This is a genomic window from Rhodoferax sp. BLA1 (assembly GCF_013416775.1).
GTDB lineage: Bacteria > Pseudomonadota > Gammaproteobacteria > Burkholderiales > Burkholderiaceae_C > Rhodoferax.
Genome location: NZ_SZVI01000010.1, coordinates 331836 through 346672, shown reverse-complemented (window position 1 = coordinate 346672; position 14837 = coordinate 331836). Strand labels below are relative to the sequence as shown.

At 59.0% G+C, this 14837-nt stretch carries 15 protein-coding genes; 3 read left to right on the top strand and 12 right to left on the bottom strand.

Translation table 11 applies throughout. The features are described from left to right. Positions 1-123: 123 nt before the first annotated feature. From FDG13_RS12420 to FDG13_RS12395, 6 genes are all read right to left on the bottom strand, one after another. Entirely contained in the window at positions 124-630 is a 507-nt protein-coding gene (locus FDG13_RS12420; RefSeq protein WP_180128080.1) for a molybdenum cofactor biosynthesis protein MoaE, read from the bottom strand. A gap of 88 nt (positions 631-718) precedes the next feature. After that, positions 719-970, bottom strand: a complete 252-nt coding sequence (locus tag FDG13_RS12415) for a MoaD/ThiS family protein (RefSeq protein ID WP_180128078.1) — start codon at positions 968-970, stop codon at positions 719-721. Further along, a complete protein-coding gene (glp, locus tag FDG13_RS12410; protein WP_180128076.1) occupies positions 967-2205 on the bottom strand; it encodes a gephyrin-like molybdotransferase Glp in 1239 nt (412 codons plus the stop codon). Before glp ends, FDG13_RS12415 begins: the two co-directional genes overlap by 4 nt. A 16-nt stretch (positions 2206-2221) precedes the next feature. Continuing rightward, positions 2222-3649 carry a threonine synthase gene (thrC, locus tag FDG13_RS12405; RefSeq protein ID WP_180128074.1) on the bottom strand — a complete coding sequence of 476 codons (1428 nt, stop codon included), beginning with the start codon at positions 3647-3649 and terminating at the stop codon, positions 2222-2224. Continuing rightward, positions 3649-5007 (bottom strand): homoserine dehydrogenase, encoded by a 1359-nt coding sequence (locus FDG13_RS12400; RefSeq protein WP_180128071.1) that lies wholly within the window; start codon positions 5005-5007, stop codon positions 3649-3651. Before FDG13_RS12400 ends, thrC begins: the two co-directional genes overlap by 1 nt. Before the next feature lie 78 nt (positions 5008-5085). After that, positions 5086-6312, bottom strand: coding sequence for a pyridoxal phosphate-dependent aminotransferase (locus tag FDG13_RS12395; RefSeq protein ID WP_180128069.1), 1227 nt, complete (start codon positions 6310-6312; stop codon positions 5086-5088). A 128-nt stretch (positions 6313-6440) separates the two neighbouring features. On the opposite strand from FDG13_RS12395, the gene FDG13_RS12390 reads away from it, so the two are divergent. The 3 genes from FDG13_RS12390 (at position 6441) to FDG13_RS12380 (ending at position 9277) form a co-directional block, all read left to right on the top strand. Beyond that, positions 6441-6809, top strand: a complete 369-nt coding sequence (locus FDG13_RS12390; RefSeq protein ID WP_180128067.1) for an Mth938-like domain-containing protein — start codon at positions 6441-6443, stop codon at positions 6807-6809. A gap of 101 nt (positions 6810-6910) precedes the next feature. After that, positions 6911-7396 carry a peroxiredoxin gene (locus FDG13_RS12385; RefSeq protein ID WP_180128065.1) on the top strand — a complete coding sequence of 162 codons (486 nt, stop codon included), beginning with the start codon at positions 6911-6913 and terminating at the stop codon, positions 7394-7396. Positions 7397-7588: 192 nt separating this feature from the next. Then, positions 7589-9277 (top strand): PhoH family protein, encoded by a 1689-nt coding sequence (locus tag FDG13_RS12380; protein WP_180128063.1) that lies wholly within the window; start codon positions 7589-7591, stop codon positions 9275-9277. Positions 9278-9375: 98 nt separating this feature from the next. Here FDG13_RS12380 and dnaB read toward each other — a convergent pair whose 3' ends face one another. The 6 genes from dnaB to FDG13_RS12350 all read right to left on the bottom strand — a co-directional run bounded on the left by dnaB (position 9376) and on the right by FDG13_RS12350 (position 14831). Next, the gene (dnaB, locus tag FDG13_RS12375) at positions 9376-10785 is read right to left on the bottom strand and encodes a replicative DNA helicase (RefSeq protein WP_180128061.1); all 1410 of its coding nucleotides are present in this window, start codon (positions 10783-10785) and stop codon (positions 9376-9378) included. A gap of 180 nt (positions 10786-10965) precedes the next feature. After that, complete coding sequence (gene rplI / locus FDG13_RS12370; RefSeq protein ID WP_180128059.1) at positions 10966-11418, bottom strand: 50S ribosomal protein L9; 453 nt, start codon at positions 11416-11418, stop codon at positions 10966-10968. A gap of 12 nt (positions 11419-11430) precedes the next feature. Continuing rightward, positions 11431-11715 (bottom strand): 30S ribosomal protein S18, encoded by a 285-nt coding sequence (gene rpsR / locus FDG13_RS12365; RefSeq protein ID WP_011464487.1) that lies wholly within the window; start codon positions 11713-11715, stop codon positions 11431-11433. Between the two features lie 29 nt (positions 11716-11744). Further along, complete coding sequence (priB, locus tag FDG13_RS12360; RefSeq protein ID WP_180128057.1) at positions 11745-12041, bottom strand: primosomal replication protein N; 297 nt, start codon at positions 12039-12041, stop codon at positions 11745-11747. A 22-nt stretch (positions 12042-12063) separates the two neighbouring features. Continuing rightward, entirely contained in the window at positions 12064-12429 is a 366-nt protein-coding gene (gene rpsF / locus FDG13_RS12355) for a 30S ribosomal protein S6 (RefSeq protein ID WP_078366096.1), read from the bottom strand. A 116-nt stretch (positions 12430-12545) separates the two neighbouring features. Continuing rightward, positions 12546-14831, bottom strand: a complete 2286-nt coding sequence (locus FDG13_RS12350) for a VC_2705 family sodium/solute symporter (RefSeq protein ID WP_255435221.1) — start codon at positions 14829-14831, stop codon at positions 12546-12548. Positions 14832-14837 lie beyond the last annotated feature (6 nt).

Genomic DNA, 14837 nt, shown 5'->3' with positions numbered 1-14837 from the left:
AGGGCTGAGGGCAGGAGCTGTTGTTGCTCGGGGTGGTAGGGTAAGTAGCTGGTGCTCATGCCTTTGCATCGCAGGCTTCGTGCCAGGATTCATCACCAACGAAGGTTTCTGCCGCCCAGACTCCTAGCCAATACCTGGACCTGACGAGTTGCTTGCGCCAATACCCCACCTGGCCAGCGCCGCGTCGTCGCTGACGCGGGCATCCACCCAGCGGGCACCCTCGGGGGTGGTCTCTTTTTTCCAGAACGGCGCCTGGGTTTTGAGGTAGTCGATCAAAAACTCGCAGGCGGCAAAACTCTCTCCCCGATGGGCCGAGGTAACAGCCACCATCACAATCTGATCAAGCGGCTGCAGCAGCCCCACCCGGTGGATGACACGGGCGCCCAGGATGTCAAAGCGCGCCACGGCGGCATCGATCATGGCCTCAATCGCGGCTTCGGTCATGCCCGGGTAGTGCTCCAGCTCCATGCTGCTGATCTGGCCTGGTTGGCCAGCTGTGCAGTCGCGCACGGTGCCGACAAAACAACACACCGCGCCAACCCGGCCATCCTGTGCTCGCAGGGCGGCGATCTCGGCATTCAGATCAAAGTCCTGGATCTGGATCGATACCCTTGCAGAGTTTTGCTTCAAAATGGCCTCCAGCCCTTATAGATAAAGGGCAGACAGATATATTTCTAATAGCGCACCAGCCGATACACCAGAGACCAACTTGGCCAAGCTAGCCCCCGGTCACCGGCGGGAAAAATGCTACTTCGCAGCCCGCGGTCAAAGTCTCGGCCTCGTTCGCCATGATCTGGTTGAGAGCGAGCCGCACCGCACGGCCACGCGCCAGGCTCTCGGCATGCCCAGCACCCAGCGCGATCAGCTCGTCACGCAAAGCGCCCAGGGTGTTGGCCTGCGTCTCACGCACTTCCACACCGGTGCCAATGGCTTCGCGGATCGAAGCGAAATACTTCACGGTGATCTTCATGACAACAAGGCCGCAAACGGGATAAAACGCACCGTGTCACCGGGCGCGATGGTCTGGCTCTGCGGGTTATCCACCAGACCGTCACCCCAGACCGCAGAGGTCAACACACCCGCGCTCTGGTTGGGAAACAAATCGAGCGTGCCCGCCGCGTTCAAACGCGCCCGCAGGAATTCACGGCGTTTATCGGCTCTAGCCCAGGTAAATCCAGAGGTAGCAGCTATGGACAACGGGGCAACCTGGGTCACCCCTTGCAGCCGCAGCAAAAACGGCCGCACCAGCATCAAAAAGGTCACCAGACCCGACACCGGGTTGCCTGGCAGGCCGATGAAATGGGCGCCCTGTCCGGCCACCCCGCTGCGCACGATCTGGCCATAAGCAAAGGGTTTACCGGGTTTGATAGCGATCTGCCACAGGTTCAGCTGGCCCAGCGCCTGCACGGCGGGTTTGACGTGGTCTTCCTCCCCCACCGATACACCGCCACTGGTCAGGATCAGGTCATGCTGCTTCGCAGCGGCGGCCAAGGCGTCAATCGTGGCCTGGCGCTGATCCGGCAAGATGCCCAGGTCGGTCACCTCACAACCCAGGCGGGTCAGCAAGGCTTTAAGCACAAAGCGGTTTGAGTTGTAGATGGCGCCGGGGCGCATGTCTTGTGGTGCCACCTCGCTGGGCATGACCAGCTCGTCACCGGTGGACAACAACGCCACCTTGGGGCGGCGCACCACCTGCAGCTGGTTCATGCCAATACTGGCCGCCAGCCCAAGTGATGCGGGGGTCAGACGCTCTCCTTTCGAGAGTATGGTAGCGCCTCGCTGGATGTCTTCACCGCTGCGGCGAATCCATTGGCCAAGCGTCACTGGTCCGTTGACCAACACACAGCCGTTCTCTTGCAATTGACAGTTTTCCTGCATCACCACCGCGTCCGCACCGGGTGGCAGCGGCGCACCGGTGAAGATACGCGCCACCGTTTGCGCGGCCAAGGGCTCAGGGCTGCTGCCCGCAGGGATGCGCTGCGACACCGGCAAAGCCTCCCCCGCGGCCAGATCGGCACAACGCAGGGCATACCCATCCATCGCGCTGTTGTCATGGGGCGGCACCTGCAGAGCGGACACCAGGTCTTGCGCCAACACCCGGCCATCGGCGTCGAAGGTGGAGATGGAGTCCACCCCGTCCAGGGGGTGGGCAAAATCGAGCAACTCCGCCAGTGCCTCGTCCAGCGGTTTCAAAGGTGGGCGCACAGTGGCTGGCTCGGCTTCAGGCGCAGCGACTGCGGATCAACTGCTTGATGGCGGCAGCATCGGCCGCCATGGTGATCACCCGTTTGGGCAAGGCCTCGATGCCATCAAACTTGGGCGGACGTTCCGGCTCGCGGCCAGTGGCTTCGACAATGGTTTCGGCAAACTTGATCGGCAAGGCGGTTTCCAACACGATCATTGGCACATCGGCTTGCAGCTGCTCACGCGCCACCTTGACACCGTCGGCGGTGTGTGGGTCGATCACCATGGCGTGTTGCTCAAAACTCTCCTTGATGGTGGCCAGGCGGTTGGCGTGGGTGCTTTTGCCGCTGACAAAACCGTAGCGCAGGCGGATGTCGTTGAAGGCCGGATGCTGGCTCAGGTCAAACTGGCCGCTGCGCGCCAGGGCCTCGCCAAACAGCGCTTTGACACGCGCGCCGTCGCGGCCCAGCAGGTCAAAAATGAAACGCTCGAAGTTGCTGGCCTTGGAAATGTCCATCGACGGGCTGGAGGTCTCATGGGTGTCGGCACTGGCGCGCACGCGGTAGACCCCGGTTTTGAAGAACTCGTCGAGCACGTCGTTTTCGTTGGTGGCCGCCACCAGCTTGGCAATCGGCAAACCCATCATGCGCGCGACATGGCCTGCGCAGATGTTGCCGAAGTTGCCGCTGGGCACGGTGAAGCTGACCTTCTGGTGGTTGCTTTCGGTGGCCTGGAAGTACCCGGCAAAGTAGTAAACCACCTGGGCCAGCAAACGCGCCCAGTTGATCGAGTTGACCGTGCCAATCTTGTACTGGCGCTTGAAGTCCAGGTCGTTGCTGACCGCTTTGACCATGTCCTGGCAGTCGTCAAACACACCTTCAACCGCGATGTTGATGATGTTCTCATCCATCAAGCTGAACATCTGCGCCTGCTGGAACGGGCTCATGCGCCCGGCCGGGCTGGTCATGAACACACGCACGCCTTTTTTGCCACGCATCGCGTATTCGGCAGCGCTGCCGGTGTCGCCACTGGTGGCGCCCAGGATGTTGAGCTGCTCGCCGCGACGTGCCAGCTCGTACTCGAACAGGTTGCCCAGCAGCTGCATCGCCATGTCCTTGAAGGCCAGCGTCGGGCCGTTGGAAAGAGCCTCCAGCCAGATGCCGTTGTCCAGATGGCGCAGCGGCACGATCTCACCGGTGCCAAACACCTCGGTCGTGTAGGTCTTGGCGCAGATGGCACGCAGGTCGTCGGCAGGAATGTCGTCGATATAGAGCGACAGGATCTCAAACGCCAGCTCGGCGTAACCCTGCACGTGGTAAACACTGCGCCAGCGGCTCAGGGTGGCGTCGTTTACCTGCGGGTAGTGCTCCGGCAAGTACAAGCCGCCATCGGGCGCCAGGCCTTCGAGCAGAATGTCACAAAAACGCTTGGGGCTGTGGTCGCCGCGGGTGGAGAGGTAGTTCATCAGGCCAGTTCCTCCTTGCGGATGCGGGTGATGGGCTCCAGCACACTGGGCAGGGCCTGCATCTGGGCAATCGCTGCGTTCATGCAGGCTTCCACACAGTCGTGGGTCAGGATGATCACATCGGTTTGCGGCACCTGGCCAAGGCTCACCTCGCCACTGATCTCGTCGGCCTCGCGCTGTAACACCGCGTCGATGCTGATGCCCGCCTCGGCCAGGATGCCCGTCACCTTGGTCAACACGCCAGTCTCATCGGCCACGCGCAGGCGCAGGTAGTAGCTGGTGACCACTTCACTCATCGGCAGCACCGGCAAGTTGCTCATCGCGTTGGGCTGGAACGCCAGATGGGGCACGCGGTGCGCGGCATCGGCAGTGTGCAGGCGGGTGATGTCGACCAGGTCGGCAATCACCGCGCTGGCGGTCGGCTCACTGCCCGCACCCTTGCCGTAATACAGCGTGGTGCCAACCGCGTCGCCCTGCACCACCACCGCGTTCATGGCGCCTTCCACATTGGCGATCAGGCGCTTGGCGGGGATCAGGCACGGGTGCACACGCAGCTCGATACCGTCCGAGGAGCCCTTGGCGGCGTCAGCAGCGCGGCGTTTCGTGATGCCCAGCAGCTTGATGCGGTAGCCAAGCTGTTCGGCGTATTTGATGTCGGCGGCGCCGAGTTTGGTGATGCCCTCCACATAGGCCTTGTCAAACTGCACCGGCACACCAAAGGCGATGGCGCTCATGAGTGTGGCCTTGTGGGCGGCGTCGATACCTTCGATGTCAAAGGTCGGGTCGGCCTCTGCGTAGCCCAGTGCCTGGGCTTCCTTGAGCACCACACCAAAGTCCAGGCCCTTGTCGCGCATTTCGCTCAGGATGAAGTTGGTGGTGCCGTTGATGATGCCGGCAATCCACTGGATGCGGTTGGCCGTCAGCCCTTCGCGCAGCGCCTTGATGATCGGGATGCCACCGGCCACGGCGGCCTCAAACGCCACCATCACGCCCTTGGCCGATGCCGCAGCAAAAATCTCGGTGCCATGCACCGCCAGCAGCGCCTTGTTGGCGGTCACCACGTGTTTGCCTGCGGCAATGGCTTCCAAAACCAGTGACTTGGCGATGCCGTAGCCGCCGATCAGCTCAATCACGATGTCGATGTCGGGGTTGGCGATCACCGCGCGGGCGTCGCTGACCACGGTCACACCGGGACCCACCAGTTCCTGGGCGCGTGCCACGTTGAGGTCGGCCACCATCGTGATCTCGATGCCACGACCGGCGCGGCGTTTGATTTCTTCCTGGTTGCGCTGCAGCACATTGAATGTGCCCGAACCCACCACACCGATACCGAGCAGACCAACTTGAATAGGTTTCATGATTTTCAATAGTTACAGGTTAAATTGGCCTCTAGCCCTTATGCAATAAGCACGAGTAGCTCTTAAAAACAGAGTGAGTCAGTTGCTGTGCCGCTTGCGGTAGCCTTCCAAAAACTTGGCAATGCGGCCAATCGCCACACGCAGGTCTTCCTCATGGGGCAAAAACACAATGCGGAAGTGGTCCGGCTGCGGCCAGTTGAAGCCAGTGCCTTGCACCAGCATCACCCGGGTTTCACGCAGCAGCTCCAGGAAAAACTGGCGGTCATCGGTGATCGGGTACAGCGTCGGGTCCAGCTTGGGGAACATGTAGAGCGCGGCTTCGGGCTTGACACAGCTCACGCCAGGAATGGCGGTGATCAGCTCGTAGGCCAGGTCGCGCTGGCGGCGCAGGCGACCACCCTCACACACCAGGTCGTTGATGCTCTGGTAACCACCCAGTGCGGTCTGGATCGCCCATTGGCCCGGCACGTTGGAGCACAGCTTCATGTTCGAGAGCATGGTCAGACCCTCGATGTAGTCTCCGGCGGCTTTTTTGTTGCCAGACACCACCATCCAGCCAGCGCGGTAACCGCAGGATCGGTAACTCTTAGAGAGCGAGTTGAAGGTCAGCGTCAACACGTCGGTCGACAAGCTGGCCAGCGCCGTGTGCTTGACACCGTCGTAAAGCACCTTGTCGTACACCTCGTCAGCCAGGATCACCAAACCGTGTTCACGGGCGATGGTCACAATGCCCTGGAGCAAGGCATCGCTGTACAACACGCCAGTCGGGTTGTTCGGGTTGATCACCACAATGCCTTTGGTGCGTGGTGTGATCTTGGCGCGGACGTCGTCCAGGTCCGGCATCCAGCCATTGGCCTCGTCACACAGGTAATGCACCGGCGTGCCACCCGACAGGCTGGTCGATGCGGTCCACAGCGGGTAGTCGGGCATCGGCAGCAGCAACTCGTCGCCGTTGTCCAGCAGCGCGTTGGTGGCCATGGTGATGAGTTCGCTGGCGCCATTGCCCAGGTAGATGTCGTCCAGCGTCACACCCACAATGCCCTGCTTCTGGGTTTCGTGCATGACTGCCTTGCGCGCCGCAAAAATGCCCTTGCTGTCCGAATACCCGGCCGAGTTGGGCAGGTTACGGATCATGTCCTGCTGGATTTCTTCGGGGGCATCAAAACCAAACACCGCCAAGTTGCCCAGGTTGAGCTTGATGATCTTCTGGCCTTCATCTTCCATCTGGCGCGCCGCGTCCATGATCGGGCCGCGGATGTCGTAAAGCACATTGGCCAGCTTGGCTGATTTGCGTATGGTTTTCAAAGTCCCTCCGGGAGTGGCTGCACGTGGGCGAAACCTATAATTTGACCACAAGTCTCGGCGCCCCCTGGCGCGGGTCGCAACACCCTCGCGCCACCCCAATTCACCTTGCCTGGCACCCCGAAAGACCCATGAAAATTCACCCTGACAAACCCCATGTGCAGTCGATCAGTGCGTACGGACCGGACTGGATTCAGGTGGCCAACGAGAAGATCACCCGCAGCGTCCTCCTGGACTCGCGCGGCAAACGTCTGGACTGGCCCTGTAACCGTTTTGAAGACATAACCGCCGAGCTGTTCGAGCAACTGGCGCAATGGCAACCCGAGTTGGTGATTTTTGGCAGCGGTGAACGCCTGCGTTTTGCCCACCCAAGCTTGACCCAAGCCCTGATCCAGCAGCAAATTGGCCTGGAAACCATGGACACCCAGGCCGCTTGTCGCACCTACAACATCTTGGCCGCCGAGGGTCGATATGTCGCGGTTGCACTGCTAATGCGTTAAAATCCGCAGTTGGCAGTCGAGGGCGCAGCAGCGCTATAAAAAAAGGATAGTGTCCGCGACTTGAGAGACTGACGCATCCTGTCACACGAGATTGAAGAACCATGGCGATTGTTGTCAATAAACCCATCCCCGAATTCGAGTCCAATGCCACTGGCGGTATCCGGGTCACCAACACTTCTCACCTCGGCCACATCGTCGTTTTGTACTTTTACCCCAAAGACAATACCCCTGGATGTACCACCGAGGCCATGCAGTTTCGCGACAAGTACAAAGACTTTGTCAAGGCCGGGGCCACAGTGTTTGGTGTCTCGCGCGACAACATGAAGTCACACGACGATTTCAAGCAAAAGCTGGAATTGCCGTTTGAGCTGATCGCCGACACCGAAGAAAAAATGTGCCACATGTTTGGTGTGGTCAAAAACAAGATCATGTATGGCAAAAAGGTCAAAGGCATCGAGCGCAGCACCTTCCTGATTGGTGCTGACGGTTACCTCAAGGAAGAATGGCGCGGCCTGAAAGTCCCAGGCCATGTGGACGAGGTGCTGGAGGCGGTCAAAAACCTCAAAAAGGCGGCCATCGCAGCCTGAGACGACCCCGTTTTGTCACACCCCGGAGACAAAACCTGCCAAAAAACCATCCAGCGCTGTTGTCAGACGGCTCGTGCATAATGATTTGCATGTTGCTGACAGTCACGCAAACTCGCTTTGAAACAGCCGCCCTGGTGACATGGCGGCTGTTTCGTTTTTAAGCCCCTACACCTCATCACTTCGAGAGTATTCATGCCCTTGCCCTCTGCCCCCACCAAACGCGCCGCCTTGCTGTCACAACAAGAGTATGAAACGCCTGCCAAGACGCGCCCGAAGCAGAAAACCACGGTCAGCGCCGAAGTGCAGGAACCGGTCAAGGCGACCGAAGTCCTGATCAGCAAGCCGGCCACAACCACACCACCCAGCCGCAGCCGGACCAGCAAAGCAGCGCAGCCGGTCCAGGCAGAACGGCCCATGGCCACACCCGAAGTGGTGCGCCCCGCCGCGCCCAAACCAGTGGAGCGTCCCCGCGCCAAATCCAAGCGCTTCGAGGGACCCACCCGCTTGTTTGTGCTCGACACCAATGTGCTGCTGCACGACCCGACCTGCCTGTTCCGTTTTGAAGAACACGACATCTTTTTGCCGATGATCGTGCTCGAAGAGCTCGATGCCCACAAAAAAGGCATGACCGAGGTCGCGCGCAATGGCCGCCAGACCAGCCGGTCGCTGGACGCACTGGCGGAACACCAGGGCGGCGACATCACCAGCGGCCTGCCGCTGGACGCCACCGGCCACACCGACGCCCGTGGCCGCCTGTTTTTCCAGACCCAGTTACTCAATTACGATCTGCCCCTGAGCCTGCCTCAAGGCAAGGCCGACAACCAGATCCTGGGCGTGGTGGAAGCGCTGCGCAAACAACACGCGCCGCGTGAGGTGGTGCTGGTGTCCAAGGACATCAACATGCGCGTCAAGGCCCGTGCGCTGGGCCTGTCTACAGACGACTACCAGAACGATAAGACTCTGGAAGATGGCGACCTGCTGTACTCCGGCGCCTACGCCCTGCCCTCTGATTTCTGGACCACCCACGGCAAATCGGTGGAGAGCTGGCAACAAGGCGCCCACACCTTCTACCGCATCAGCGGCCCGGTGGTGCCGCAGCTGCTGGTCAACCAGTTTGTCTACTTTGAATCACCCGGTGAACCCAGCCTGTATGCCAAGGTGACCGAAATCCGAGGCAAAGTGGCGGTGTTCAAAACCCTGCGTGATTTCACCCATCTAAAAAATGCGGTCTGGGGCATCACCACCCGCAACCGCGAGCAGAACTTTGCAATGAACTTGCTGATGGACCCCGAGGTGGACTTTGTCACCCTGACCGGCACCGCCGGCACTGGCAAAACGCTGATGGCACTGGCCTCCGGCCTGACCCAGGTGCTGGATGAACGCCGCTACACCGAGATCATCGTCACCCGCGCCACCGTCAGCGTGGGCGAAGACATTGGTTTCCTGCCCGGCACCGAAGAGGAAAAAATGGGCCCGTGGATGGGCGCCCTCGACGACAACCTAGAGGTGTTGGGCAAGACCGACACCGCCGCCGGTGAATGGGGCCGCGCCGCTACCAACGAGTTGATCCGCAGCCGCATCAAGGTCAAGAGCATGAACTTCATGCGTGGCCGCACCTTCCTGAACAAATACGTGATCATCGACGAGGCGCAAAACCTGACGCCCAAACAGATGAAGACCTTGATCACCCGCGCCGGGCCGGGCACCAAGATCATTTGTATGGGCAATATCGCGCAGATCGACACACCCTATCTGACCGAAGGCTCCTCCGGGCTGACCTATGCGGTGGACAAGTTCAAGGGCTGGGCGCATGGCGGCCACATCACACTGGCCCGCGGTGAACGCTCTCGACTGGCCGATTTTGCCAGCGAAGTGCTTTGAATTAAATAGCTACTAGCCCTTACAAAATAAGGGCTAGAGGCCACTTTTACCTACAAACCTGATGATGAACGGGCCTGTCTGGACCCGTGTCAACAGGCTTAGAAATCGCCGGTATCGCCACTGGCCAAAGACTCAAACTTGGTGATCCGGTTCAGGAAGGTCAGCTTGACGGTGCCGGTTGGGCCGTTACGCTGTTTGGCAATGATCACCTCGGCCACACCGGGTTCCTTGCAGGCATCTTTGGTGTAGTACTCGTCGCGGTAGATGAACATGATGATGTCGGCATCCTGCTCGATGGCGCCTGATTCACGCAAATCACTCATCATCGGGCGTTTGTCGGGGCGCTGCTCCACACTTCGGTTGAGCTGCGACAAGGCAATCAAGGGACATTTCAGCTCCTTGGCCAGCATTTTTAAACCCCGCGAGATTTCGCCCAGCTCGGTGGCCCGGTTTTCGCCGTCGCTGCCGTTGGAGCCACTCATCAGTTGCAAGTAGTCGACCACGATCAGGCCAAGCTGGCCACACTGGCGCGCCAGACGGCGCGCATTGGCGCGCAACTCGCTTGAGGTCAGGCCAGCGGTTTCATCGATGTGCAGGGAAATGGTGCGCAGCTTTTCAATGGCTTCGGTCAGGCGCGGCCATTCCTCGTCAGTGAGTTTGCCGGTACGCAAGTGGCCCTGGTCGATGCGACCAATGGAACCCACAATCCGCACCGCCAGCTGGGCCGCACCCATTTCCATCGAAAACACCGCTACCGGCAGGCCCTCGTTCATCGCCACATGTTCGGCAATGTTGATGGCAAACGCCGTCTTGCCCATTGATGGGCGCGCAGCCAACACCACCAAGTCACCCGCTTGTAATCCCGCCGTCATGCGGTCGAGGTCGTAAAAACCCGTCGGCACACCAGTGACATCGTTTGGGTTGTCGGCCATCTCTTGGACACGGTCGAGCAAATCAACCACCAGCGTGTCCATGCTCTGAAAGCCCTGCTTGGTGCGCGCGCCCTCTTCACCAATGTTGAAAATCTTCTGCTCGGCCTCATCCAGGATGGACGCCACCGGCCGACCCTTGGGGTTGAAGGCGTTGGCTGATATTTCTTCGCTGGTGGAGACCAGCTTGCGCAGGATTGAGCGGTCGCGCACGATTTCGGCGTAACGGCGGATGTTGCCAGCACTGGGCACGTATTGCGCCAGCGCGTTCAGGTAGGTCAGGCCTCCGACCTCCTCGGCCTTGCCCGCACTCTGCAACTGCTCATACACGGTGATCACGTCAGCCGGTTTCGAGGCGTTGATCAGCAACGCCATGGCCGCGAACACCGCACGGTGTTCATAACGGTAGAAGTCATGCTCGGCCAACACGTCACTCACCCGGTCCCAGGCTGCGTTGTCCAGCAATAAGCCGCCCAGCACGCTGGACTCGGCCTCAATGGAGTGTGGCGGGATACGCAGCTGCGCCACCTGGCGGTCTGGCGTCAGGTCATCGTGAAGAGCAGAAAGAACAGCAGACATGGGTGATTCCTTTGGACCTTGGATGCTAAGGTGTGTCGACGCGGGTGTCGAGTGAGAAGCTGGGGGCGACGTCTGTAAAACCTGTGAACAAACTGTGCAAAGGCTGTGATTTGAGCAAGCACCAATACAAAAGCCGCCTGGGCTTGCACCCGGGCGGCTTTTTAAAGCAGCGTCTGCGGCTTAGGCGGTTTCGCCGTACACCGACACGGTGATGTCGACCACCACGTCCGTGTGCAGGGCAACACCCACGGTGTTGTCGCCAACCACTTTGATGTGGCCAAGTGGCATACGGATCTGAGCCTTGGTCACGGTAAAACCGGACTTGGTCAGCTCTTCAGCGATGTCGGCATTGGTCACCGAACCGAACAAACGGCCATCCACACCAGCTTTTTGAGTCAGCTTGCAGGTGGTGCCTGCCAGCTTTTCACCCAAGGCTTGTGCTTCAGCCAGCTTGGCGGCAGCAGCTTTTTCAAGCTCAGCGCGACGGACTTCAAATTCCTTTTTGGCTGTTTCGGTGGCGCGACGGGCGCGGCCAGACGGAATCAGGAAGTTGCGGGCGTAACCGTCTTTGACTTTAACGATTTCACCGAGATTGCCAAGGTTCACCACCTTGTCGAGCAGAATGATTTGCATGGTAGGTAGTCCTTAGATCTTGTGCTGATCGCTGTAAGGCAACATGGCCAGGAAGCGGGCGCGCTTGATGGCGGTGTTGAGCTGGCGCTGGAAAATGGCACGGGTGCCGGTCAGACGTGCGGGAATGATCTTGCCGTTTTCAGCAATGAAATCACGCAGCGTGTCGATGTCTTTGTAGTCGATCTCTTCAACACCAGTCACGGTGAAGCGGCAAAAGCGCTTGCGCTTGAACAGCAGGTTTTGCGCGGGGCGCTTTGGGCGCTTGTCTTTGTTGTTGAAACGTTTTGGTCCGGCCATGATGGACTCCTTAAATATTTTGAAATGCGTTACTCTTGAGCAAATTCTTGGATGTGGAACACAACGTGTTTTGCACCACGCGGCGTCGCCACAAAACCCTTGAAATTCCAGCTGCTACCGATGTCTTGTTTGGCAAGTTGTTCTGCAACTGCACCAAAAGCCACCGACTTCATGACTGCCTTGACCTGCCTTAACTGACCCGCCTCAACCATCTCAGATGCATGCTCCAGACGACAGTTAAGAGCAGGAATTCCGGACGGCGTGTACCTTAAAACCTCGATTTCAAGAACGCTGGCTGTCAGGTGAAGGTGGTTGGCAAGGCTCACTGCAAGCTGGTTAACAAGGGTCTCAAGCCTGGTATTCGGCTTGCTGTGTCTTGCGAGCGTCTTCGCGCTCGACAGTCTTCATCATGGAAGAGGGGCCGGTTTCGGCTTTTTTCTTCAACACGGTCAGGTGACGCAACACAGCGTCATTGAACTTGAAGGCGTGTTCCAGTTCAGCCATCACAGCCTGGTCAGCTTCGATGTTGACACACAGGTAGTGCGCCTTGGCCAGCTTGTTGATCATGTAGACCAACTGGCGGCGACCCCAGTCTTCGACACGGTGCACTTTGCCACCACCAGCGGTGATCATGCCCTTGTAGCGTTCCAGCATGGCGGGAACTTGTTCGCTCTGATCCGGGTGGATCATGAGGATGATTTCATAATGACGCATTGAGACTCCTTGTGGAAGTACCTCTGATGAGGCGAAAAGCCACCCCCAGCGTCTGATTGGGGTGTGGCAAGGTAAGCCAAAGATTATAGCTTTTTGTTTGGGCTTGGCTGCCTGGCTTAGTGAGCCGGTTTGACGGAGCGTGTCAATACACTCACCAGCAGGGTTATGACCACCCCTGCACTGATGCCAAATACACCTGCAGAAATGGGCTCGATACCAAACCACAGGCCCGACCCCTGCCAGCCCCAGTAGGCACGTACACCAGGCGCGTTGATGAGCATGTAATACACCGTCACCCCCAAGCCGCTGAGCATGCCGCTGACGGCGGCCCAACGCGTGACACCGGTCCAGAAGATACCCAGAATCATCACCGGCACAAAAGCAGCACCAGCCAACGAGAACGATGCCGACACCAGGATCAAAATGTCGGCAGGCTTTTGAGCCGCCACATAGGCCGCCAACAAGGCCATCAACAACAGCGAAAACTTGGACAGCATGACCCGACTGACCGCACCCGAGGTCTCACTGTTTCCGCGGTAAAACAAGTCGTGAGCGAGTGCATTGCCAATGGTGAGCAACAAACCATCTGCGGTAGAGAGAGCAGCGGCCAGACCACCCGCCGCCACCAGGCCCGAGATGACATACGGCAAGCCACCAATTTCGGGAGTGGCCAGCATCACGATGTCGGGCCCCAGCCTGAGCTCGGCAAACTGCAAGATCTGATCACCGTTGATGTCACTGACTGAGATCAGCAACGGATCCAGCCTGGCCCACTGCGAAATCCAGGACGGCAAGTCATCAAAACGTTGCCCGACCAGATGACCCATGATCTCAAACTTGACCAACACCGCCAAGGCTGGCGCGGCCAGGTAGAGCAGCGCAATAAAAACCAGGGACCAAGTGGCCGAATTTCTGGTCTCGACCACGGACTGGGTGGTGTAAAACCGTGTCAGCAGATGCGGGAGGCCCGCCGTGCCCACCATCAGACAAAACATCAGCGCCAAAAAATTCAGCCGAGAGGTGTGAAACCTCTCTTTTTCATCGGGTGTGCCATTCGGGTCACCGGCAAACGGATGCGTCTGCTCAGACATACCAGCCAAAGGCTTGGCACGCTCCAGGTTGTCGTGCATGGCCCGGGTCCATTTGTCGCGGGCGCTGGCTTCATCACGCGGCAATGCGGCCAGCGCACGCCTGGCAGCCACAATCTGCGCCTCGTCTGCATGCGCCAGGGTCAGGCGTTGAACTTGGTCTCGATGCCACTTTTTTTCGGCATCCAGTGATTGCGGCAGGTTATTCAGCTTGAGGGCAAAGTCTCTTGCTCGCCGTGCGTATTCATTGACCACCTCCTGCTCGGCCGGGGAAGCTATCAAGCGCTGTTCCAGTTCGGCAATTTTGGGGAGTTGCTGACCATAAACAACCGGCGCCATGGGGTTGCCGAGCTGTTTGTAAGCCAGCCAGGAGACCGGGATCAAAAAGGCCAGAATCAGCACCACATACTGGGTCACCTGGGTCCAGGTCACCGCACGCATGCCCCCAAGGAACGAGCAGACCAGCACACCCCCCAAGCCCAGCAGAATACCGATCTCGAACTGAACCCCAGTCAGGCGCGAGGTGATCAAACCCACGCCATAGATTTGCGCCACCACATAGGTAAACGAACACAACACAGCGGACCAGGCCGCGATGATGCGAGGCCAACGCCCACCAAACCGGCGGCCGAAAAAATCGGGCACCGTGTACAGGTTCATCTTGCGCAAATGCGGCGCCACCAACAGCGCCACCAGACAAAACCCGCCGGTCCAGCCCAGCACATACACCAAGCCACCTGGCTGTGAACCTGAGCCGGAAAACCCCTGCAAATACAAGCCTCCAGCCATGCTGATGAACGAGGCAGCACTCATCCAGTCCGCAGCCACCGCCATACCGTTGTACATGGCCGGGATACGACGTCCGGCCACGTAGTATTCCGAGGCTCTGGAGGTGCGGTCGTAGATGCCGATCAAGGCATACAAAAAAACCGTGGCAAACAAAAAGATGGCGCCTACCCAGATCCTTTTGAGTCCGATGCGCTCAGCCAGTCCGAGGGCCAGCAAAAAAAACAGAAACATGAGCACATAGATCAAAAAACGCTTGTGGATGCGCCGTGTGTACCTGCCAAAGTCCGGGTCAACAAACACTTGAGCGCCATCTGCGCGATTGGCCAAGCGGGCATAAACGGCCACGATCAGGATAAAAATCAACAAGCTGCCCTGCGCGGCAAACCAATACGAAATCGGCCAACCAACCAGCGTGTGTTGAAGATCGTGGGCAAAAAAAACGATGCCAAATGAACCCAGAAACCAAACCACCAAAAGCCAGCCTTGCAAGCGTGTGAAGCTGGCAATGGGTTGGCTTTCAGGCAAGGGCAG

Excerpts from the sequence above, each read along its gene's own strand:
- FDG13_RS12400 (WP_180128071.1), bottom strand. The coding sequence starts at position 5,007 with ATGAAACCTATTCAAGTTGGTCTGCTCGGTATCGGTGTGGTGGGTTCG.
- FDG13_RS12380 (WP_180128063.1), top strand. The coding sequence starts at position 7,589 with ATGCCCTTGCCCTCTGCCCCCACCAAACGCGCCGCCTTGCTGTCACAA.
- rpsR (WP_011464487.1), bottom strand. The coding sequence starts at position 11,715 with ATGGCCGGACCAAAACGTTTCAACAACAAAGACAAGCGCCCAAAGCGC.
- rpsF (WP_078366096.1), bottom strand. The coding sequence starts at position 12,429 with ATGCGTCATTATGAAATCATCCTCATGATCCACCCGGATCAGAGCGAA.
- FDG13_RS12415 (WP_180128078.1), bottom strand. The coding sequence starts at position 970 with ATGAAGATCACCGTGAAGTATTTCGCTTCGATCCGCGAAGCCATTGGC.
- dnaB (WP_180128061.1), bottom strand. The coding sequence starts at position 10,785 with ATGTCTGCTGTTCTTTCTGCTCTTCACGATGACCTGACGCCAGACCGC.
- FDG13_RS12385 (WP_180128065.1), top strand. The coding sequence starts at position 6,911 with ATGGCGATTGTTGTCAATAAACCCATCCCCGAATTCGAGTCCAATGCC.
- rplI (WP_180128059.1), bottom strand. The coding sequence starts at position 11,418 with ATGCAAATCATTCTGCTCGACAAGGTGGTGAACCTTGGCAATCTCGGT.
- thrC (WP_180128074.1), bottom strand. The coding sequence starts at position 3,649 with ATGAACTACCTCTCCACCCGCGGCGACCACAGCCCCAAGCGTTTTTGT.
- FDG13_RS12390 (WP_180128067.1), top strand. The coding sequence starts at position 6,441 with ATGAAAATTCACCCTGACAAACCCCATGTGCAGTCGATCAGTGCGTAC.